We start from the raw sequence: 21154 nt of genomic DNA, 5'->3' as shown, positions 1-21154 counted from the left end.
CCTAGACCCTGATAGCAGGCCAGTCGATTTCACTTTCACTGTCGGCCGGATGTTCAGCATTGATGTTCAGTGCGTGCAATGACGCGATAGCCGTCTAATCTTCTCTCTCACCAAAGCGGGCATGGCGATTTTATCGCCATGCCCGCTCTTGCATCTTTTCATCCTTCCTCATTATTCGAGAGATCGCCCCCCGGACTTATCGACCCTGCGGGCCGTGTGGGTTGCAAAGGCTGTTGGCATCATTGCCTTGCAGATTCGTTCGGATCCCGGAGTGCTTAACCGAAACACTCCGGAATTCACTTGGCTATCTCAAAAAATGAGCGATCTTTGAAGGTTAATTCCTGCGGTCTGCTTGATGATTTTCATACCTGTCAACGTTGACAGTTTTCGCTGCATTTCGCCCTCGCTAATCTGCCTTCATCTACTAACGATGGAGGTTTGGAATGCGAGTCGATGTCATGCGCGGTGCTCAGTTGATCCCATCTGCAAGAGGCGAACTCGCGCGCTTTCGCCATCGGGTCTTCGTGCAGAAACTTGGATGGGAGATGAAGTCTTCATCTCAGTTCGGAATGTCGAAGGATGGTGAGGAGTCCGATGAATATGATCGGGACGACACTATTTATGTCACGCTTCGGCATGAGGACGCTATCGTCGGATGTGCCCGCCTGTTGCCGGCCACGCATCGCTATCTGCTCGGCGATCATTTCCCCCATCTCGTAGACGATCTTCCGGCGGCCATTCACATGGGAGACGGTTTCGACATGGGGGAAGGCGCTTACGCGCATAGCGCATCGCATACGCCCGTATGGGAGCTTTCACGTTTCGCTTGGGAGCCGCCGCATGCCGAGGGTTTTGAGTCCGACTGCGCCCCGGGGCAGCAGTCCATGCAGGGGGCTCGGGAATTGTTGCGTGCTGCGGTATTCACCGCCAGTTCGTTGGGTGCGCGACGGCTGATCGGTGTCACATTCGTTAGTCTGGCGCGTTTGTTCGTGCGCCTTGGCGTGCCGACACACAAGCTCGGTGCGGCTTACCGCATCGATGGCCGTCTGGTGGCGGCGTACCGGATCGACATCGACGCGACGACATGCACTGCCCTGGGCTTGTCCTGCCGCAGCATGACGAACTGACGTAATAGAGCCGGCGCATCGCTGCGTCGGCGCTCCCCGTGTCCTCGATGTCTTGACGGCAACCCTAAGCTATCGCCGTATTAACGCCACATCACGAGCCGGATAGCGCTCTGTACCTTATTCCTGCAACCTGTCTTGTCGAGGCAGTTGCGAATATGAAAGTTGACCGTGCGTGTCGAGATACCCAGAATGTCGCCGATTTCATCGGCGGTTTTCCCTTCTGCGGTCCAGAGCAGCACCTCACGTTCCCGGGCCGACAACGACATGATGTCGAATGGCGGCCGTTGCGGGCGCAGCAATCGGCTCATCGACTCGTGTGTGTAGTTTGCCAGGACACCCATGCCGATCTGCAATGAGTTCAGCTCAACGGAAGTGAGGATTTCGGTCGAACGACCGAAACTCAGCAACCCGAACTCGCCGTGAGGGCCCCAACTCGATCGCGCAACGCCGTGGTTGAGACCGAAGTCGTTAGCGTCGCGCCATAACTCGGGCGCCGCAGGCAAGGCGGGATCGCGCCAGGACAAAAGCTGATCCGTATGCGCACCAACGGCGACCGTTGGATCAATGTCCAGATATCCGCTCGCGCCATAGTGCGCCATCCATCCGGTCGGATAGCTGTCGAAGACTCGGACTTCTGTTTGTGTCGCGCTACGGTGATGACGAAAGCCGTAGCAGCAATATTCGAATCCAATGCGTTTGGAAAACGAATCTATCCGCTGAAACAAATTTTGTGAATCGGTAATCCCGCTGCAATCGTCGTGAATCGTTTCGAGCAAATGCATCAAGGCTGACATGATGCCTCCAGGGGATAAAGCTATGCTTGTGCGTCCAATTGTTAGTCAGAGACACCGGTTCCTTACGCGCGCACGACGCCATCACGGCGAGTTTTGCCGTGTCGGCCCCTGAGTCGTTTGAAGCGTCGGAGTTTTAAATTGAATACAAAAACGATGGTGTGCTGACGTTCGCAATCGTTTCGCACGCCGTGGCAATGCAATAAATCGAAAGCTACGTATCGGTGCCGGGCGGCTCTGACCGCATGTATCGACTGAAATCCGTACACCGATGCGCTGAAGAATATCAACCGGTTTATACGATTTCAATGTATGTATCGAAAATATCGAAAAACGAGACTTCTCGAATTTCAAGATATTATTTCGTTGTTTTTTTCGACGTAGAATCGAAAAATTTGTCTGAAATCACACTCAGTTATGGGGTTTTTTTACTTGTATTTTTTGACCCGATGTTTTAGTGAGAATGGTTTTCGGTAATGTTAATGGTTTTCTCTTGAATTGGCAAGATGTAGTTAATTGTCTATTTAATTAATTTTGATCGTTGTATTTGGTCTTGTTTCTCGTTGGTGGGCGATCGGTTGCGCAATCGGCTCGTCGATTGTGAATCTTTGGATGGGATTTGCACGCCATATGCGATGACGCATGTGGACTCACGGGGCTTGGGCAGCAGCGCCGCCCGAGCCACCGTGAGGCCGTTCAGAACGCCGCGCTATAAATCGCGAAAGCGTCGGCCTCCGTTACCTCGCGGGGGTTGTTCACGAGCAGGCGGGTCTGGAGCATGGCATCGCTGGCCATGCGCGCGATGTCATCCTGCTTGACGCCGACTTCGCGCAGCGTGCGTGGAATGGCGGTGTCGACGATCGTCGACTCGATGTGCCGGATGAGCGCATCGGTCTTCGCTTCATCGCTGCCCGTGGCGCCGCCGGGCAGAATCACGTCGGCCAGTTCGGCGTACAGCGGGCTCGCGGCGCTTGCGTTGAAACGCATGACGTGAGAAAGCACCAGGGCGTTCGAAAGGCCGTGCGCGACGTGGAAGATGCCGCCGATCGGATAGGCCAGCGCATGAACGGCGGCCACCGGCGAGTTCGCGAACGACTGTCCGGCGAACATGGCGCCCACGAGCATGGCTTCCCGTGCCTTGCGATCGTTGCCGTCGTTGCAGGCAGGCAGCAGGTTGCGTGAGAGCAGTTCCAGCGCCTTGACGGCGAGCATGTCCGAGATCGGATTCTTCAGATGCGCAGACGTATAGGCTTCGATGGCGTGCACCATCGCATCGATACCCGTGGCGGCGGTGGCTGCGCGCGGCAGGCCGAGCGTGAGTTCGGCGTCGAGAATCGCAAGATCCGCGAAGAGTTGCGGTGCGACCACGCCCATCTTCGTCGTCTCGCCGGTCGTGACGATCGAAACGGCGGTGACTTCAGAGCCGGTGCCGGCTGTCGTCGGCATCTGGACGAGCGGCAGGCGCGAACCCGTCACCTTCTTGACACCGTACATCTCCTTGATCGACTGCGTGCCCGGCAGCAGCACGGCGAGCAGCTTGGCAACGTCCATCGACGAACCGCCGCCCAGACCCAGCACGATCTCGGCATCGGCGGCACGCGCGCGCTCGGCGGCTTCGAGCACCACGTGCTCGGGCGGATCGGCGATCACGTCGTCGATCACCGCGACCTGCCAGTCGTGTTTGGCCAGATCCGCCAGCGCCGGGGCGAGCAAACCGCTTTTGTGCAGGAATCCGTCGGTGACGACACACAGACGCTTGCCTGCGGGAAACTGCTCGCGCAGCAGGGCGCCGAGACGGCGCGCTGCGCCGAATTCGACGACGACGGTGGGGACCGTCTGGAAACGAAACGCATTCATGATCGTTTTCCTTGTGGAGCTTGTGGGTAATGAGCGATACGGCCGGGGCGACGACCGACGTTGCGCAGCGCTATGCGACCATCTGGCCGCGATCGATCCGGTAGACGTCGTCAAGCACGGCGCCGGCGTGCTGCAAGTCGGCGCCGGAGAGAATCACGGCAAGGCCTTCGCCACGCATCTGTCCGATCACTTCGGCAATGCGTTTGGACAGTGCAGGGGCCACGCCTTCGAACGGTTCGTCGAGCATCAGCAGGCGCGAACTTGTCATCAGGGCGCGTCCGACGGCCACCAGTTTCTGCTGACCTCCCGACAATTGCAAGGCGCGACGCGGCGCCCATTCGCGGGCTTCCGGAATGATGCGATACACCTTGTCCAGACGCGCCTGCACGTCTTTCGCCTTCAACGCCCAGGCGGGCACGCAGAGGTTCTCCTCGACGGTCATGTCCGGAATCAGACGGCGATCTTCCGGCGCGTAGCCGATGCCCAGCGACGTGCGTTCGTGCGAGGGCGCCTTGACCAGATCCACACCGTCGAACGACAGCGAGCCGCCGTTGGACTTCACGAGTCCCATGATCGCGCGCAGCGTGGTGGTCTTGCCCGCGCCGTTACGGCCGATGAGGCCGACGATGGCGCCTTTCGGCACTGAGAAGCGCACCCCGCGAAGAATGTCGGTCGCGCCGAAGCGCACGTTCAGGTTGTCGACTTCAAGCATGGTGCACTCCGGCTGTCGTATGCCCTGCATGGGCTGCATGGCCGGCAGCGGGCGTCGCCGCCACCGTCTCGCCAATGATCAATTCGCGCACCTGTGCGTCGGCCAGCACCACGTCGGGGGTGCCGTCGGCCAGAATGCGGCCGTCGCAGAACGCCAGCACGCGGTGGCTGTAACGGCGCACGATTTCCATATCGTGTTCGACGAAGAGCACCGTGATGCCGAGCGCGCGCGCAGCGTCGAGCACGCGGTTCATCACGTCGAACTTCTCTTCGGCCGCCACGCCCGAGGTCGGCTCGTCGAGCAACAGGACTTCCGGCTTGCAGACCATGGCGAGTGCGATGTCCAGCAGCTTGCGAACGCCTTCGGGCAGCGTGCCCGAAATCATGTCGGCAAACTCCAGCACGCCGAGACGCGCCAGACTCTCGTCAGCCAGCTCGGCGGGCAGGCCGGAGATCGCCAGCGCGATCTCGATGTTCTCGCGTGCGGTCTGCGAGCCGAAGAGCTGCGGAATCTGGAACGAACGGGCAATGCCGAGGCCCGTAATCTTGCGCGGCGCAAGACCCGTAATGCGCTTGCCACGGAAGACGATTTCGCCACGATCCGGCTTGATGTAGCCGGTGAGCATGTTGACGAAGGTGGTCTTGCCCGCGCCGTTCGTGCCGATCAGCCCGACCACGCTCTGCGCGTCGATGTTGACGGTGATGTCCTTCGCGGGGGTGACGCTGCCGAAGGTCTTGTGCAGACCCGTGGCTTCAATGATGTGTTTCGATGTCATAGGGGGCCCCTTCGTATCAGGCATCGCCCGAGGCGGTAGCGGTCGACGTCTGCGTGACCGGATGCGCCGCCGTGGACTTGCGACGGCCCAGGCCCAGACTCGTCAGCCCGCCCGGCAGGAACGCGATGATGGCGAGCATGATCGCGCCCATCACGATCTGCCACGTGTTCGGGGCATAGCGATAGGCCATGGCGCGTGCGACTTCCAGCAGCAGTGCGCCGATGAACGGTGAGAAGGCGAAGCGCGTGCCCGAGAGCACGGCGATGAAGACGAATTCGCCCGAGGTCGTCCAGAACGCCATGTCCGGATCGATGTGCCCGATGTTGAACGCCTGCAACGCGCCGCCCAGTCCGGCGAGCGCACCGGCGATCACGTACGTCAGATGAATGTTCGCGCGGGCCGACGTGCCCAGATACTCCACGCGGATCTCGTTGTCCTTGATGGCGGGGCCCAGACGTCCCGGCGTGGAGCGCATGTACAGCGCCACGACCATCACGCACACGATGGCCGCAATGAAGCCCACGGCGAACAGGTTCGTGCCCGTGAGTTGCCACGGCTCGGCACTGCTGCCGAGCGTCGGCGCGTTCACGTTAAAGCCATCGCTGCCGCCGAGTTCGACGTTATTGAGCAGCAGGCCATAGCAGATCATCGACAACGCGAGCGTGAGCATCGCGAAGAAGATGTCGCGATAGCGCGCGAGCAGGAAGCCGAGCACGAACGCGAGCACTGCCGAGACGACCATCGAGAGGGCAAGCAGCGCGAACAGCTCCGTCAGGCCGTAATAGTTCATACCAAGGCCGACGCAATACGCGCCGACTGCGAAGAACAACGCCTGACCGAACGACGCGAGTCCTGTGCGCAACAGCAGCGCGAGACCCAATGCGACGATGCCCTTGGACAACGCCACCGACACCAGAAATTGCCACTGCGGCAGTGCGAGGCCCGCGGCGCCGATCGCCACGAAGCCGGCCACGGCGAGCCACGTGCCGGGCGCGCGCAGTTGGGAACAGATTGCGGAACTCATATCTTGCGAGCCTCCAGCGGAGCGAAGATGCCTTTCGGACGCACAGCCAGCACCAGCGCCATGACGATATAGATGGAGAACAGCTCGCCTTGCGGCCAGTAGTGCACGGCGCTGGCGCGCACCAGACCCACGAGCAACGCACCGAACGCCGCACCGGGCAGCGAGCCCAGCCCGCCGATGACGACCACCGCGAACGTGAGCACCACGATTTCGACGCCCATGCCGGGCGCGACCGACACCGTGGGGGCGGTAAGCGCACCGCCGATGGCCGCGAGCACGGCGCCTGCCATGAACGTCACCACGAAATAGCGGCTCACGCGAATGCCCATCGCCTGACTGACTTCGCGGTCGTGAATCACCGCGCGCAGCAAACGGCCGCTACGGGTGTACTTCAGGAACGCCGTGAGGCCGATGCCGGCGACGAGCGCCACGCCCACGATCAGGAAGTTGTAGTTCGGATAGGAAAGGTCGCCGAGATCGAAGTTGCCGAGGAAGCTGTACGGCTCGGACACCGAGTACGGGTCGACACCCCAGACGAGCTTGATCGCGTCTTCCATGATCAGGAAGAGCGCGTATGTCACGAGCAGCAGCACGACCGGATCCTGCCCGTAGAAGCGCTTCAGAATGCCGCGCTCCATGATGAAGCCGATCGCGCCGCCGGCGACGATGGCCGCCAGCACGAGCAACAGATAGCTCACGTAGAGGTTGCCGCCCTGGGCGACCCACGGGCCGATCAGCGTCACGCCGGCGTACGCGCCCAACGCGTAGAGGCTGCCGTGTGCCATGTTCAAGATTTTGAGCACGCCGTAGACGAGGGTCAGTCCCAGAGCAACCAGGAACAGCCACGCGGCGTACATCACCCCGTCCACCAGGACGGCGTAGATCTGCGACATCTCGCATTCTCCTTGGAACGCAAAGCGGGGAACGACTTAGGCGCGTCGGTCCGGCTTTGCGGGTACTGCTTCATTTCCGGGAGGGCGAGCGGACTCGCCCGTCCCGGTTTGGTGCCTTGTAAAACGTCCTGAAGGACGTCCTCAATTACGTCTTGATGCCCCGGTGATGCGGGCGTAGGGCTTGGGCTTAGTGCTTCAGGCCGCCCTTGATCCAATCGGCCGACTTCACGCCTTCGGGCGGCGTGACTTCCGCGATCGAGTACTGCTTCACGTCGGTCACGGTGACCTTGCCGTTCACGTTCTTCACGATGCCGAACGCCGTGCCTTGTGCGGCCTGATGGCCCTTGCCCAGCGTCAGACCGATCTTGCCGGCCGGTGCGTCGAAGGCGAGATGTTCGAACGACGCGATGACCTGCTCGGGCGTCGGCTGCTTGCCGCCGTTGGCGGCCTGCGCCTTCTCATAGGCGGCCTTGAGCGCCAGAATGCTCTGGTTCATCTTGTACGACGGGTAGCTCGGGGTGTCGTTGAACTTGGCGCTGTAGGCCGTGCGCAGCCAGCGGTTCAGCGCGTTGTCCGGCGCAAACATGCCGTACATGCCGCGCGCGCCGATGATCACGCCGTCCGGCAGACGGGTCTTGCCGTGCGTGGCGGTCTCGCCGGCGGTCAGCACCGTCAGCGACTTCTTGAACAGATCGCGCGGTCCGGCCTGCACCACGAGACCTTCCAGATCGCCGCCCCAGAAGCTCGAATGCAGCACGTCCGGGTGTGCGGCGAGCAGGCTCGAAATACCGGCGTTGTACTGACCCGCGCCCAGTTGCGGCATTTGCGAGCTCACGGATTTCGCGTTCGGCTTGAGGACCTTGAGCGTGCCTTCGAAGTCGGCCCAGGCGTCCTGACCCCAGGCGTAGTTCTGGTTGATACCGGCGTACGTTTGCAGATCGGGCTTGCGCTCGGCGACGTAACGCGCGGCGCCGACGTTGTCCATCGTGGCCGTGGCGACCGGACGGAACACGTACTTGAAGCTGGCGTCTTCGAACACGCGCGGCGTGCCGCAATCGAAGAACAGCGTGACCTTCTTCATTTCTTCGGCGACCGGGGCGATGGCCAGGCAGTTGCCCGACGACGTGTAGCCGACCACATAGTCCACGCCCTGATTGAGCAGGTTGCGGTACTCGCTGACCTGCTTGCTCGTGCTGCCCGCTTCGTCGATGTAGACGAGTTCGATCGGCGCGCCACCGAAGCCCTTCGTGGCATACGGCGCAGGCACCTTGCCGGCGTTGAGTTCGGCGGCAGTGACTTCGGCGGCGTTCTTCGCCGGCACACCGAACGGGCCGGCCGCAGCGCCCGACATGAAGGTGACGATGCCGATCTTGATCGGCTTCGCATCGGCGTGTGCCGTGGTGGCAACCGAGGCGATGGCGGCGCCGGCCGCAAGTGCGAGAGCGAGCGGCTTCATGCCGCGCTGAATGACGCGCTTCATACTGGTTTCCTTTGGTGGTGTTGCGACCTTGCCGGTCGACTTTGGGACGTGCGGAGTCTGATGCCCCGGTGCGGTGCCCGGGTCGGCCGGATGTCTTGACGTCATCCGGCCGGCCCCTTACCTCACACTTGCAGGCACAGGTACTTCATTTCGAGGTATTCCTCGATGCCGTAGCGTGAGCCTTCGCGGCCCACCCCGGATTGCTTGATGCCGCCGAACGGAGCGACTTCATTGGAGATGAGGCCGGTGTTCAGGCCGACCATGCCGTACTCGAGTGCTTCGGACGTGCGCCACGCGCGTGCGATGTCGCGCGTATACAGATAGGCGGCGAGGCCGAATTCGGTGTCGTTCGCCAGCGCGATGGCGTCTTCGTCGCGGGTGAAGCGGAAGAGCGGGGCGACGGGGCCGAAGATTTCTTCGCGGGCCATGCGCATTTGCGCGGTGGCGTCGGCGAGCACGGTCGGGGCGTAATAAGTGCCGCCCAGCGCATGCGCGGCGCCGCCCACGAGCACGCGTGCGCCGCGCGACTTGGCGTCTTCCACGAGCGTTACGACCTTGTCCACGGCCTTGCCTTCGATCAGCGGGCCGATCACCACGCCGTCTTCCAGCCCGTTGCCGACCTTCATCTCGGCCACACGTGCGGCGAACTTCTCGGCGAAGGCGTCGTAGATGCCGTCCTGAATATAGAAGCGGTTCGCGCAGACGCACGTCTGACCGCCATTGCGGTATTTCGCCGCGAGCGCGCCCTCGACGGCGGCATCGATGTCGGCATCGTCGAACACGATGAACGGTGCGTTGCCGCCGAGTTCCAGCGACAGGCGCTTGATCGTGGGGGCGCACTGCGCCATGAGCAGGCGGCCCACGCCGGTCGACCCGGTGAACGACAGCTTGCGCACGCTCGGGTGAGACGTCAGCACGCCACCCACGGCGCGGGCGTCACCGGTGACGACCTGGAACACCCCGGCCGGAATACCGGCGCGGTGCGCGAGTTCGGCCAGCGCGAAGGCGGACAGCGGCGTGAGTTCCGACGGCTTGACGACGATGGCGCAACCGGCGGCCAGGGCCGGCGCGACCTTGCGCGTAATCATCGCTGCGGGGAAGTTCCACGGCGTGATGGCCGCGCACACGCCGACCGGCTGCTTGAGCGTGACGATGCGCTTGTCGGCAGCGGGCGTGGCGAGCACGTCGCCATCGACCCGCTTGGCTTCTTCGGCGAACCACTCGATGAAGCTGGCGGCGTAAGCGATTTCGCCGCGTGCCTCGGACAGCGGCTTACCCTGCTCGCGGGTCATGAGGTACGCGAGATCTTCCGTGTTCGCGATCATCAGGTCGAACCAGCGGCGCAGCACATTGGCGCGCTCCTTGCCGGTGCGTGCGGCCCACGGCTTTTGTGCTGCTTCCGCTGCGGCCACGGCACGCGTGGTTTCTTCCGCGCCGAGTTCCGGCACCTTCGCCAGCACTTCGCCGGTGGCGGGGTCGAGCACGTCGAAAGTCTTGCCGCTGTCAGCCGCGATCCATTGACCGTCGACCCAGGCGAGCGTCTTGAAGAGTTGGGTGTCTTTGAGTTGCATGGCAGTTGGCCGGCGATGCCGGCGTTTCCTTCTGGAAGGAACGAGGAGCGGCCCGCGGCAGTGTCTCAGTTTGTCGCTTGCCGTTCGATCTATTGAACAGTATTCTATGTATTGAATGTGATTCTACGTATTGAACGTTTCGGGTGCAACTAAGGGGTTTTCCTAGGGCGTCAATGAGAATGACTTGCCCGTACCATGCTGGCGGCGTGCGCGCCTGGCATGAAGACGTGACCCGCGCCGCAGCACGATGTCGACAACTTTTCCAGAGATCCCTGAGACTTCCGATTCATGCCAAAGCGCAAACTCGATCTGCCTGCCAACGCCTCTCTCGCTGCTGCCCCCCATTCCGACGAGCCGCTCAAGACCACCGCGCCTGCCGTGGTGCGCGCGGTGCACATCCTCGATGTGATTGCGGCCTCGTCCGAACCGGTGGCGCTGGCCGATCTGGCGCGGGAGACCGGCGTGCCCAAGAGCACGCTGCATGGGCTGTGCGATACGCTGGTCAAGCTGCGGCTGGTCAAGCGTCACGCCAATGGCGGCATGACGATGGGGTCGTACGTAATGGGATGGGCGAACGCGTTTCTGTCGCAGACGAATATCACCGAGGAGTTCCGGGCGGTCTGGGAAGCCTCGCGTGCGTTTGCGCAGGAGACGGTGACGCTGTCCGTGCTCGATGGCGCGGAGGTCATCTATCTGGCTTGCCACAACGGCAATCGCCCGCTGGGCGTGACGTTCCGCATTGGCATGCGCTTGCCCGCGCCGTACACCGCCACCGGCAAGGCCATGCTCTCGACGCTACCGCCGGGCGAGGCGGCCGACCTGCTCGCGGGCGCCTGGCCGGCGCCGCTCACGCGCGCCAGTGTAGGCACGTACCCGGCTTTGGCGGAGGAGATGGCGCAGGTGCGACGCGACGGTTACTCGATCGATAACGGGCAGATGCGCGAGGGCATGATTTGTTTCGGCGCGCCGGTGTTCGATGCGAGCGGCGAGCGTGCCGTCGCGGGACTGGCGGTCAGTTTCCTGACCAACGAAATCGACGCGCAGACCGGGCAGCGGATCGGGCGTCAGATGCGCGAGCTGGCCGATCAGTTGTCGGTGCGTCTCGGCGCGCCGTCGCGGCATTGAGATTGTGTGGCGGCATTCTCACGAAACGTCACGAAAACCCTCATGCGGATGGGGGGAAAGCGCAGTCATGTGTCGGACGTGACGTTCGTGTGTCATTGAATGGATCTCACGTCGTATTCGGGGAACTGTTTCGCAAACGCACGCAACCTGCTGCGCCTGACGCCGCGAATCTCCCTATAATTGCCCCGCGATTTACAGGGGAATTGAAGGCGAATCGCACGTGAATTGAGCATTCACGCCCTTCGGTCGCGGCCAGCGCGTCCGTGTGCATCGCGCACCGCACTATCCCTCGCTCTGCGGCGTGTTTTCACCGCCCGGCCTCGCTGTCAGCGTGCCGTCATCTACCTGTCAGTTTCACGCTCGTGAGCCGACAGCGTCCCGCAGTCATTCGATTGTTATCTTTAGCGGAACAGTCATGTCCACGAATGCGGGCTATTCCCTAGGGGTTATCACTGGCATTATCTGGCCTTGACTGATGTCCAGACAAGCCAGAGGAAGCGTAGGGAAGCGCGATCCCGGCGGTGCCATGGGGCGGACATCCAATAGGGAAGCACTACGCCATGTCCAATATCGCAATCGTTTATTACTCGCAAGGCGGCGCGACCGCCATGATTGCTCATTCCGTCGCGCAAGGCGTGAACGACGCCGGCGCACACGCACAACTTTTCAGCATCGAGCCGCACCAGCTCGTCGATGGGCAATGGCACGACGAAGCCATGCTGTCGCGTCTAGCCGCAGCCGATGCCATCATCTTCGGCGCACCGGCCTTCCAGGGCGGTATCGCTACGGCATTCAAAGCGTTTGCCGACGCGACCACCGGCATGTGGCGCGCCCGTAGCTGGCGCAACAAGGTCGCCGGCGGCTTCTCGTTCAGTTGCCGTTCGGGCGAAGACAAGCGCAATACGCTCGACTACTTTGCCGCGCTCGCTGCACAGCACGGCATGGTGTGGGCCGACGCCGAAGCCGATGACACCGACTTCGAGATGCGCGGCGCGGCGCGTTCGCCAATCACGCGCTTCGCCGGAGATTTTCCGGCGGTCACGGCACCGGGCGTGGAGGTTGACGCGGCTTACGCGCTCGACCCGGCCGATGTCATTGCCGGCAAGCAATACGGCCGCAATGTCGCAGCGCTGGTGGCACGTCTGGCCGGCGAAGTGCTGGAATCGCCGGCGGTGCTCGCACGTCGTGCGCTGGAGGCAGCGGAGCGTCGTCTGTAAAGCGAAGGAAGGAAAGCCAGCCGCGTCGGCCGCACGCAGGGTGTGAGTCGGGGTAGCCAGGCCAGTGAAGACAAACGGCACGTCGAGTGATCTCACTCGCGTGCCGTTTGTCTTTGCGGAAGATGATCCCCGGTACGGAAACCCGGGGTGACGTCAGTTGCTCGGGGCGCTCTCTGCCGGTTCGGCGTGGATTTGCAGGACGGCGTCGCGCTTGGCCAGCAGGTGCTTGCGCAGAATCTCGCCCAGACGTTTGCCATCGCGCTTTTCGAGCGCATCGATCATCTGCTCGTGCTCGTCGATGGCGCGATCCCATTTGTCCGTACGGAAGTTCGAGCGAAAGCGCAGGGCCATCAGGCGCCGGTTGATCGACACATAGGTCTGACGCAGGGCCCCGTTGCGCGCGGCTTCGTTGATGCGATCGTGAATCGCCTGATTGCGCGCGTAATAACCCGGCAGATCCTGTTGTGCACGGCATGCGAGCATGGCGTAGTGAAGCGCCTTGATCTCGGCGAGCTCGACTGGCGTCATCCGCTCGGCGGCCAGTTCGCCCGAGAAGGCTTCGAGCGCACTCATGAGCTCGAACATCTCGCGAATTTCCTTCTCCGTCATGCGTGCGACGCTCGCCCCGCGATTCGGCGCAATCTCGATGAGCCCCTCCGCCGCGAGCACCTTGAAGGCTTCGCGCAATGGCGTGCGGGAGATGCCGAGCGTCTCGCACAACTCGCGCTCGTTGAGTTTGACGCCGGGGGAGAGCACCCCCTCGATGATGAGGCGGCGCAGGTGCTCGACGACGGTGTCGTGCAAGCGAAGACGCTCGACACGCGGAATCTCTGGGGCGGAAATCGTCGACGTGTTATCCATGTTTTGCATTCAAAATCATCCTGCCATCGTCAAGCCGTATGGGCGGGATTGTAACGCACGGTATCAGGCAACCGTATCTCTAGGGTAAACGACTGTATTAAAAGCGCTTCTCACCCCTTGCGAAAGTCTTGCGCTCTGCTAAAGTATTTTGCATGCAAAATTCAAAAGCGAATTTTTGAAGAGGAGATAGACGTTCATGTTGAAGCTCGATTTCCATCCCTCGGGTCGCCATTTCCTGCAGATCCCTGGTCCGAGCCCGGTGCCGGATCGTATTCTGCGCGCCATGAGCTATCCGACGATCGATCATCGTGGTCCCGAATTCGGCGCCCTCGGTCGCAAGGTACTCGCCGACATCAAGAAGATTTTCAAGACGGAACAGCCGGTGGTGATCTATCCGGCCTCGGGCACCGGCGCTTGGGAAGCCGCGTTGTCGAACACGCTCTCGCCGGGCGACACCGTTCTCATGTTCGAGACCGGGCATTTCTCGACGCTCTGGAAGAAGATGGCCGAAAACCTCGGCCTCAAGCCGGAGTTCATCGGCCTGCCGGGTACCGAAGGCTGGCGCCGTGGCGTGCAGCCGGACATGATCGAAGCGCGTCTGCGCGCCGATACCGCGCACGTCATCAAGGCGGTGTGTGTGGTGCATAACGAAACCTCCACGGGCGTGACGTCGGACATCGCGGCGGTGCGTCGCGCCATCGACGCCGCAGGTCATCCGGCATTGCTGCTCGTCGATACGATTTCGGGCCTCGGCTCGGCGGACTATCGTCACGACGAATGGGGCGTGGACGTTACCGTTTCGGGCTCGCAAAAGGGCCTGATGCTGCCGCCGGGCATCAGCTTCAATGCGGTCTCGCCGAAGGCTCTCGAAGCCGGCAAGCAGGCGAAGTTGCCGCGCGCTTTCTGGGGCTGGCAGGAAATCATCGAGGCGAACAAGAACGGCTACTGGCCGTACACGCCGAACACGAACCTGCTCTACGGGCTGTCCGAAGCGCTCGACATGATTCTCGAAGAAGGGCTGGACAACGTCTTTGCGCGTCACCAGCGTCTGGCCGAGGCCACGCGTCGTGCCGTGAACGCCTGGGGTCTCGAGATTCAGTGTCAGGACCCGGCCGTGTACAGCCCCGTGCTCACCGGTGTGGTGATGCCGCAGGGCGTGGACGCCGACGAAGTGCGCAAGCGTATCTACGAACGCTTCGACATGTCGCTCGGTCAGGCGCTCGGCAAGATTCGCGGCACGATGTTCCGTATCGGTCATCTCGGCGACTGCAACGACCTCACGCTCATGGCCACGCTTTCCGGCTGCGAGATGGGCCTGCAAATCTCCGGCGTGAAGCTTGCCGGTTCGGGTGTCGTGGCCGCCATGGACTACCTCGCTCAGGCAAAAGACATGCCGTCGCTCAAGGTCGCTGCCTGACTTGCCGTTAGTAGTCCTTATCAGGAGACGAGGGGCGCTGATGTCGCGGTAATGCCGGGTAAGCAGCGCCTCTGAAGTAAACGCTTTAATTGTCATTCATGTGTCACAGGGCTTCATGACAGAAGAGCCCGTGACGCAGCAACACCTTTGCGTTGCCGGCATGCTGCGGGCGGCGCTTCACAGGATGTTTCAGGAGACATGCAATGAAGCTTTTCAGAGCGACAAGGGTCGTGCTGGTGATGCTATGCGTCATGTATTTCATCACCTACCTCGATCGTGTCAACGTCAGTACGGCTGCGGCCGGCTTCGGTAAAGAGTTCAATCTCAGCAAGACGGAAATCGGTCTTGTCTTCTCGGCATTTGCCTACCCCTATCTGGTCTTTCAAATCATCGGCGGCTGGGTCAGCGACCGCTTCGGTGCGAAGCGCACGTTGCTCGTGTGCGGCGCGTTGTGGGCGGTGGCGACGATCCTGACCGGTATGGCGGGCGGCCTCGTCACGCTGTTGCTGGCGCGTCTGTTGCTCGGTTTTGGCGAAGGGGCGACGTTTCCGGCGGCCACGTCGGCCATGTCGCGCTGGATTCCGAAAGAGAAGCGGGGCTTTGCGCAGGGCATTACGCACGCGGCTTCGCGTATCGGTAACGCCGTGGCACCGGCTGTCGTGGTGTTCATCATGGCCACGCACGGCTGGCGCGAATCGTTCTACCTGTGCGGTATCGTGAGTCTGGTCTGGGTAGCGGTGTGGGCGCTGACGTTCACCGAGCGTCCGCAGGATCACCCGCGCATCACGACGGAAGAACTCGCGGTGCTGCCGGCGCTCAAGGCCAAGAGCAGTTCGGTGCCCTGGGGCCCGCTGTTCAAGCGCATGATGCCGGTCACCATCGTGTACTTCTGCTATGGATGGACGCTGTGGCTGTTCCTGTCGTGGATTCCGCAATACTTCCTGCACAGCTATGACCTCGATCTGAAGAAGTCGGCGCTGTTCGCCTCCAGCGTGTTCTTTGCCGGCGTGATCGGCGACACGCTCGGCGGGATCGTCACCGACAAGCTCTACGAGCGCACGGGCAATCTGAAGCGCGCCCGTAGCTGGATGGTCTCGGTGTGCATGGCGCTCACGCTGATCTCGCTCGTGCCGATGATGTTCACGCACCATCTGTACGTGTCGATGGCCTGTCTGGCGTTCGGCTTCTTCTTCGCGGAAATGACGATCGGCCCGATGTGGGCGATCCCGATGGACGTCGCGCCGGAATACTCGGGCACGGCCAGCGGCATGATGAACACCGGTTCGGCGCTGGCGGCGATCATCTCGCCGGTGCTCTCGGGGTATCTGATCGACCGTACGGGCAACTGGGAACTGCCGTTCGTGGGGAGCATGATTCTGATGGCCGTCGGTGTGGTGCTGGCCTTCCGCATGCAGCCCGAGAGCAAGTTCTCGGTGGCCGGCGACGCCGCGCAGACCAGCAATGCGCGCCAGCCTGCCTGATTGACAGACAGGTGCACCAACAGCTGCACGAATGAAGCGCCATTCGAAGTCAAAATGAAGCGCACGATGTCCCCCTGATCGTCGCGGCTGTCGGAGGTCCGACAGCCGCGACATCTCCCCGCAAAGCCCCTGCCGGGCAGCCGGGTATCCGGCCGACCTGTTACGCCAGCCACGCCATGAATCCCCAATCGAACGCCCGCGAGCCGCACTCTCCCCATCCCGCCATGGGTCCGAACCTCGTCAGCCAGCCTGTGCATCTGATGCCGATGCAACGCGGCGGCGTTGCCCTCACGCCGTTGCAGGAACGTCTGCGCCGTGAAATGCGCGGCGACGTACTCTTTGATCGCGCGAGCCGTGGCCGCTATGCGACGGATGCATCGATCTATCAGATTTTCCCCATCGGGGTCGTGGTGCCGCGCGATCAGGAGGACTTGATCCGCGCCCTCGACATCGCACGCGACCAGCACGTGCCGGTGCTCGCGCGCGGCGCGGGCACGAGCCAGTGCGGCCAGACCATCGGCGAAGCGCTCGTCATCGACAACAGCAAGTGGCTGAACCGTGTGGTGGCGTTCGATGCCGAGGCGCGTACCGTGACGGTCGAGCCGGGCATCGTGCTCGATCATCTGAACGCCTGGCTCAAGCCGCACGGGCTGTGGTTTCCGGTCGACGTGTCGACGGCGGCCCAATGCACCATCGGCGGCATGACGGGCAACAACTCGTGCGGTTCGCGCTCCATCGAATACGGCAACATGGTGCACAACGTGCTGTCCATCGATGCCGTGCTCGCGGACGGTGCGCAACTGCACTTCGGCTCGTTGCACACGCCCCCGACGGATGCCCGCACGAAGGCGTTGCTCGCCAGCGTTCACGAGATCGCCGTGCGTGAGCAGGCGGAATTGCGCGAGCGTGTGCCGCGCGTGTTGCGTCGTGTGGCGGGTTACAACCTCGATCTGTTCGATTGCCTCAACCCGCGCGCGTACACCGACGACGGCGTGGCCAATCTCTCGCATCTGCTGGTCGGCTCGGAAGGCACGCTCGCGTACAGCCGTCAGATCACGCTCAGGCTCGCGCCGCTGCCGCAACACAAGACGCTCGGAGTCGTGAACTTCCCGACGTTCTATCAGGCAATGGATCTCACGCAGCACATCGTGAAGCTCGGACCGGTGGCGGTGGAACTGGTCGACCGCACGATGATCGATCTGGCGATGGACAACGCAGCGTTCCGGCCTGTGATCGAAAAGGCGCTCACGGGGGATCCGCAAGCGATTCTGCTGGTGGAGTTTGCGGGCGACGATCCTGCAGTGTTGCGCGCGAAACTCGACGACCTTGCCACCCTGATGGCCGATCTCGGGCTGCCCGACAGCGTGGTGAAGATGCCGGATGCCGGGCCGCAAAAGGCGCTGTGGGAAGTGCGCAAGGCAGGGCTGAACATCATGATGAGCATGAAGGGCGACGGCAAGCCTGTGTCCTTCATTGAAGACTGTGCGGTGCCGCTGGAGCATCTGGCGGAGTACACGCGCCGGTTGACCGAGGTGTTCCATCGCAACGGTACGGAGGGCACCTGGTACGCCCACGCGAGTGTCGGCACGCTGCACGTGCGGCCGATTCTGGACATGCGTCGCGACGGCGCCGTGAAGATGCGCGAGATCGCCGAGGAAGCGGCGGCGCTCGTGCGCGAATACAAGGGCGCGTATTCGGGCGAACACGGCGACGGACTGTGCCGCGGCGAATGGGTGGCATGGCAGTACGGGCCGCGCATCAATGCGGCGTTCGGAGAGATCAAGCAACTGTTCGACCCGGAGAACCGCTTCAACCCCGACAAGATGGTGCGTCCGCCGAAGATGGACACGCGCGAACTGTTCCGCTTCGCGCCGGGCTACGCGGCAAAGCCCCTCACACCGGCGCTCGACTGGACGGCGTGGAACGTCAAGCGTGATGCCCTGACCGGCGAGCAGAGCGCGCCGGATACCGGCAGCGATGCGACGCACGGCCTGGCGTCCGCCGTGGAGATGTGCAACAACAACGGGCATTGCCGCAAGTTCGACGCGGGCACGATGTGCCCGAGCTATCGGGTCACACGCGACGAACAGCATGTCACGCGCGGCCGCGCGAATACGCTGCGTCTGGCGGTCTCCGGTCAGTTGGGCGACGAGGGGCTCGCGAGCGACGACGTGAAGGCCGCGCTCGACCTGTGCGTGTCATGCAAGGGCTGCAAGCGCGACTGCCCGACGGGCATCGACATGGCGCGTTTCAAGATCGAGGCGCGTCATGCGCGCGCCAGGCGACACGGCGTGTCGTTGCGCGACAAACTGATCGCGTATCTGCCGCGCTACGCGCCGTGGGCCAGTCGTGTGGGCGGGCTGCTGGATGCGGCGCAGCGTTTGCCGGGCAGCAACGCGGCCAAGCGCTGGCTGGGGCTGGCGCTGGAGCGTTCGGTGCCCGCGCTGAAGGCGTCGTTCCTCGATCGGCAGCGCGCGCTGGGCGAGGCCGCGGCGGCGCACGGTGAGCGGCAGGTCTTGCTGTTCGTCGATACGTTCAACAACTACATGGAGCCCGAGAACGCGCTCGCCGCAAAACAGGTGCTCGAAGCGGCGGGGTACACCGTCCATGTCAATCGTCGTGCGGGTGAGCGGCCGCTGTGCTGCGGACGCACCTTCCTCGCGGCGGGGCTGGTGGACGAAGCGAAAGCCGAAGCCCGGCGCCTGCTCGATGCCGTGATGCCGTTCGTCGAGCGTGGTGTGCCGATCGTGGGGCTGGAGCCGTCGTGCCTGCTGTCGCTGCGCGACGAGGTGCTGGGGTATGGCTTCGGCGATGCGGCCCGCAAGTTGGCCGATAACGCGTTCCTGTTTGAGGAATTTCTGGTTCGCGAGAAGGCGGCGGGGCGGCTCGACGTCGCCTGGCAGTCGCTGCCCGATGGCGTGGGCGAAGCGCTGGTGCACGGTCACTGCCATCAGAAGGCGTTCGATGCCTACTCACCTGTCACGGCGGTGCTTGGATGGGTGCCCGGGCTGAAGGTATCATTGATCGAATCGTCGTGCTGCGGCATGGCGGGCAGCTTCGGTTACGAGGCGGAGCATTACGACACGTCGCGCGCCATGTCGGAATTGACGCTGTTGCCGGCGATACGTCAGCGTAGCGACAACGCCATCGTGGTGGCAGACGGCACGAGTTGCCGACATCAGATTCACGACGGTGCGCAGGCGCAGGCGTTGCACGTCGCGCGTGTGCTGGCGCGTGCGTTGCCCGCTTCGCCGGTTGCCTCGTCCGTCTGATGGCCGACGTTTTGTGCGAATTTCTGCGAACGCCCTTCAAAGGATTGTGATGCCAGATTCAGTCAATACGGTTTCGACGTCTGCAAGCGCTGCGGCCGGTGGGATTGCCGTGCCGCCCGTGGCGCGCGTGGGCGATGCGCTTGCGCAGGTCGCCACGCCTTCGCTGTTGCTCGATCTCGACGCGTTCGATGCGAACGTCGCGCGCATGGCGAGTGCCGCGGCCGCGCGGGGTGTGGCGGTGCGCCCGCATGCGAAGGCGCACAAGTCCGTGACCATCGCGCGGAAACAACTGGCGGCAGGCGCCGTCGGTATCTGCTGCCAGAAGGTCACCGAGGCGATCCCGTTCGCCAACGCGGGCGTCGACAACATTCACATCAGCAACGAGTTCGTCGGCGAAGCGCGTGTGGCGCTGGCCGTGGCGATGGCCGCGCGTGTCTCGCTCTCCGTGTGTGTTGACGACGTGCGCCAGGTCGCCCCGCTCGGCAAAGCAGCGCAACGCGCCGGTGTACGGATTAGCGTGTTGCCCGAGGTGGATGTCGGGCAGGGGCGCTGCGGTGTCGATTCGACGGATGCCGTGGCGCAACTGGTCGACGCCATCGATCATTACGAAGGTTTGCGCTTCGGCGGATTGCAGGCGTATCACGGTAGTGCGCAGCACATCGACAATTGGGACAAGCGTCGTGATACGGCGCGACTCGCCGCGGATCGGGCTTCGGCTTACGTGCGCTTTCTCGAAGCGCGCGGCATTGCCTGCCCGGTCGTGACGGGCGGTGGCACGGGCACGGCCGAGTTCGATATCGAGAGCGGCGTCTACACCGAGATTCAGCCGGGATCGTATGTGTTTCTCGACGGGCATTACGGCTCGCTCGAATGGCGCGACGACTGGCGTTTCCGTCACGGGCTGTTTCTGGCTTCGACGGTGATGAGCACGGCGCGCGCCGGCATCATCGTGTGCGACGCGGGGCTCAAGAGTGTGGCGACCGATTCGGGGCTGCCGCGTTTCTGGTCGTCGCAGCAGGCGGGCAAGCCGCATTACCGGACGGCGTCGGACGAGCATGGCGTGCTTGAACTGGCGTCGCCGGACGAAGACAGCGCACCGTGGCTCGGTGAGCCGATTCTGCTGGTGCCGGGGCATTGCGATCCGACCGTCAACCTGTACGACCGGTATGTGGCTGTGCGGCATGGGAGGGTTGAAGGGCTGTGGCCCATCGAGTCGCGTGGTCTGAGTCAGTAAGCTCCCGGCGAACCGGCTGGCACTGGCGAGATGGGCATGGGGTCATGACCGTGACATCTCGCTGCGCCAAAATATTTCGGTGAGGGGCTTCCCAAGTTCGGAAAAGCACGCTATAGTCTCACTTCTTCGCCGTACGGGGGTATAGCTCAGCTGGGAGAGCGCTTGCATGGCATGCAAGAGGTCAGCGGTTCGATCCCGCTTACCTCCACCAAAACGAAAGACTTTAGGTCCCCTTCGTCTAGAGGCCTAGGACATCACCCTTTCACGGTGAGTACAGGGGTTCGAATCCCCTAGGGGACGCCAGATTTAGCGGCGTG

Annotated in this window: 16 protein-coding genes and 2 tRNA genes; 9 read left to right on the top strand and 9 right to left on the bottom strand. The window is 62.8% G+C overall.

What is annotated here, in order from left to right; genetic code table 11:
* Nucleotides 1-458: 458 nt before the first annotated feature.
* Nucleotides 459-1127, top strand: coding sequence for an acyl-homoserine-lactone synthase (locus tag PCA20602_RS11090; protein ID WP_246182123.1), 669 nt, complete (start codon nucleotides 459-461; stop codon nucleotides 1125-1127).
* An 80-nt stretch (nucleotides 1128-1207) separates the two neighbouring features.
* Here PCA20602_RS11090 and PCA20602_RS11085 read toward each other — a convergent pair whose 3' ends face one another.
* The 8 genes from PCA20602_RS11085 to PCA20602_RS11050 all read right to left on the bottom strand — a co-directional run bounded on the left by PCA20602_RS11085 (nucleotide 1208) and on the right by PCA20602_RS11050 (nucleotide 10230).
* Entirely contained in the window at nucleotides 1208-1921 is a 714-nt protein-coding gene (locus tag PCA20602_RS11085) for an autoinducer binding domain-containing protein (protein ID WP_425495663.1), read from the bottom strand.
* A 693-nt stretch (nucleotides 1922-2614) separates the two neighbouring features.
* Nucleotides 2615-3775: an iron-containing alcohol dehydrogenase gene (locus PCA20602_RS11080; protein WP_150721273.1), complete on the bottom strand. Its 1161-nt coding sequence runs from the start codon at nucleotides 3773-3775 to the stop codon at nucleotides 2615-2617.
* 70 nt (nucleotides 3776-3845) lie between these two features.
* A complete protein-coding gene (locus PCA20602_RS11075; protein WP_150721272.1) occupies nucleotides 3846-4487 on the bottom strand; it encodes a branched-chain amino acid ABC transporter ATP-binding protein in 642 nt (213 codons plus the stop codon).
* Nucleotides 4480-5262: an ABC transporter ATP-binding protein gene (locus PCA20602_RS11070; protein ID WP_150721271.1), complete on the bottom strand. Its 783-nt coding sequence runs from the start codon at nucleotides 5260-5262 to the stop codon at nucleotides 4480-4482. The genes PCA20602_RS11075 and PCA20602_RS11070 overlap by 8 nt, the downstream gene beginning before the upstream one ends.
* 16 nt (nucleotides 5263-5278) lie before the next feature.
* Entirely contained in the window at nucleotides 5279-6286 is a 1008-nt protein-coding gene (locus tag PCA20602_RS11065) for a branched-chain amino acid ABC transporter permease (RefSeq protein ID WP_150721270.1), read from the bottom strand.
* The gene (locus PCA20602_RS11060) at nucleotides 6283-7179 is read right to left on the bottom strand and encodes a branched-chain amino acid ABC transporter permease (RefSeq protein WP_069343349.1); all 897 of its coding nucleotides are present in this window, start codon (nucleotides 7177-7179) and stop codon (nucleotides 6283-6285) included. The genes PCA20602_RS11065 and PCA20602_RS11060 overlap by 4 nt, the downstream gene beginning before the upstream one ends.
* A gap of 187 nt (nucleotides 7180-7366) precedes the next feature.
* Nucleotides 7367-8659 (bottom strand): ABC transporter substrate-binding protein, encoded by a 1293-nt coding sequence (locus PCA20602_RS11055; RefSeq protein ID WP_240493611.1) that lies wholly within the window; start codon nucleotides 8657-8659, stop codon nucleotides 7367-7369.
* A 122-nt stretch (nucleotides 8660-8781) separates the two neighbouring features.
* Nucleotides 8782-10230 (bottom strand): NAD-dependent succinate-semialdehyde dehydrogenase, encoded by a 1449-nt coding sequence (locus PCA20602_RS11050; RefSeq protein WP_150721269.1) that lies wholly within the window; start codon nucleotides 10228-10230, stop codon nucleotides 8782-8784.
* 288 nt (nucleotides 10231-10518) lie between these two features.
* On the opposite strand from PCA20602_RS11050, the gene PCA20602_RS11045 reads away from it, so the two are divergent.
* Together PCA20602_RS11045 and PCA20602_RS11040 are read left to right on the top strand one after the other, a co-directional pair.
* Nucleotides 10519-11355, top strand: coding sequence for an IclR family transcriptional regulator (locus PCA20602_RS11045; protein ID WP_150721268.1), 837 nt, complete (start codon nucleotides 10519-10521; stop codon nucleotides 11353-11355).
* 560 nt (nucleotides 11356-11915) lie between these two features.
* Complete coding sequence (locus PCA20602_RS11040) at nucleotides 11916-12572, top strand: flavodoxin family protein (protein WP_069343351.1); 657 nt, start codon at nucleotides 11916-11918, stop codon at nucleotides 12570-12572.
* 153 nt (nucleotides 12573-12725) lie between these two features.
* On the opposite strand, the gene PCA20602_RS11035 is transcribed toward PCA20602_RS11040, so the two are convergent.
* Nucleotides 12726-13442 carry a GntR family transcriptional regulator gene (locus PCA20602_RS11035; RefSeq protein ID WP_150721267.1) on the bottom strand — a complete coding sequence of 239 codons (717 nt, stop codon included), beginning with the start codon at nucleotides 13440-13442 and terminating at the stop codon, nucleotides 12726-12728.
* A 187-nt stretch (nucleotides 13443-13629) separates the two neighbouring features.
* Between PCA20602_RS11035 and PCA20602_RS11030 the strand changes: the two genes are divergently transcribed.
* The 6 genes from PCA20602_RS11030 to PCA20602_RS11005 all read left to right on the top strand — a co-directional run bounded on the left by PCA20602_RS11030 (nucleotide 13630) and on the right by PCA20602_RS11005 (nucleotide 21140).
* The gene (locus PCA20602_RS11030) at nucleotides 13630-14850 is read left to right on the top strand and encodes a pyridoxal-phosphate-dependent aminotransferase family protein (protein ID WP_150721266.1); all 1221 of its coding nucleotides are present in this window, start codon (nucleotides 13630-13632) and stop codon (nucleotides 14848-14850) included.
* Nucleotides 14851-15053: 203 nt separating this feature from the next.
* Nucleotides 15054-16331: an MFS transporter gene (locus PCA20602_RS11025; protein WP_150721265.1), complete on the top strand. Its 1278-nt coding sequence runs from the start codon at nucleotides 15054-15056 to the stop codon at nucleotides 16329-16331.
* 176 nt (nucleotides 16332-16507) lie between these two features.
* Nucleotides 16508-19603 (top strand): FAD-binding and (Fe-S)-binding domain-containing protein, encoded by a 3096-nt coding sequence (locus PCA20602_RS11020; RefSeq protein ID WP_174980981.1) that lies wholly within the window; start codon nucleotides 16508-16510, stop codon nucleotides 19601-19603.
* A 49-nt stretch (nucleotides 19604-19652) separates the two neighbouring features.
* Entirely contained in the window at nucleotides 19653-20837 is a 1185-nt protein-coding gene (locus PCA20602_RS11015; protein ID WP_150721264.1) for a DSD1 family PLP-dependent enzyme, read from the top strand.
* 135 nt (nucleotides 20838-20972) lie between these two features.
* Nucleotides 20973-21048: transfer RNA gene (locus PCA20602_RS11010), tRNA-Ala, on the top strand.
* 16 nt (nucleotides 21049-21064) lie between these two features.
* Nucleotides 21065-21140 (top strand) — tRNA-Glu (locus tag PCA20602_RS11005).
* The last annotated feature ends 14 nt before the right edge of the window (nucleotides 21141-21154 follow it).

The sequence above is a fragment of the Pandoraea capi genome, from assembly GCF_902459735.1.
In the GTDB taxonomy this organism is placed as follows: domain Bacteria; phylum Pseudomonadota; class Gammaproteobacteria; order Burkholderiales; family Burkholderiaceae; genus Pandoraea; species Pandoraea capi.
The sequence above is the reverse complement of the archived record's forward strand: the minus strand, read 5'-3'. Positions and strand labels throughout refer to the sequence as shown.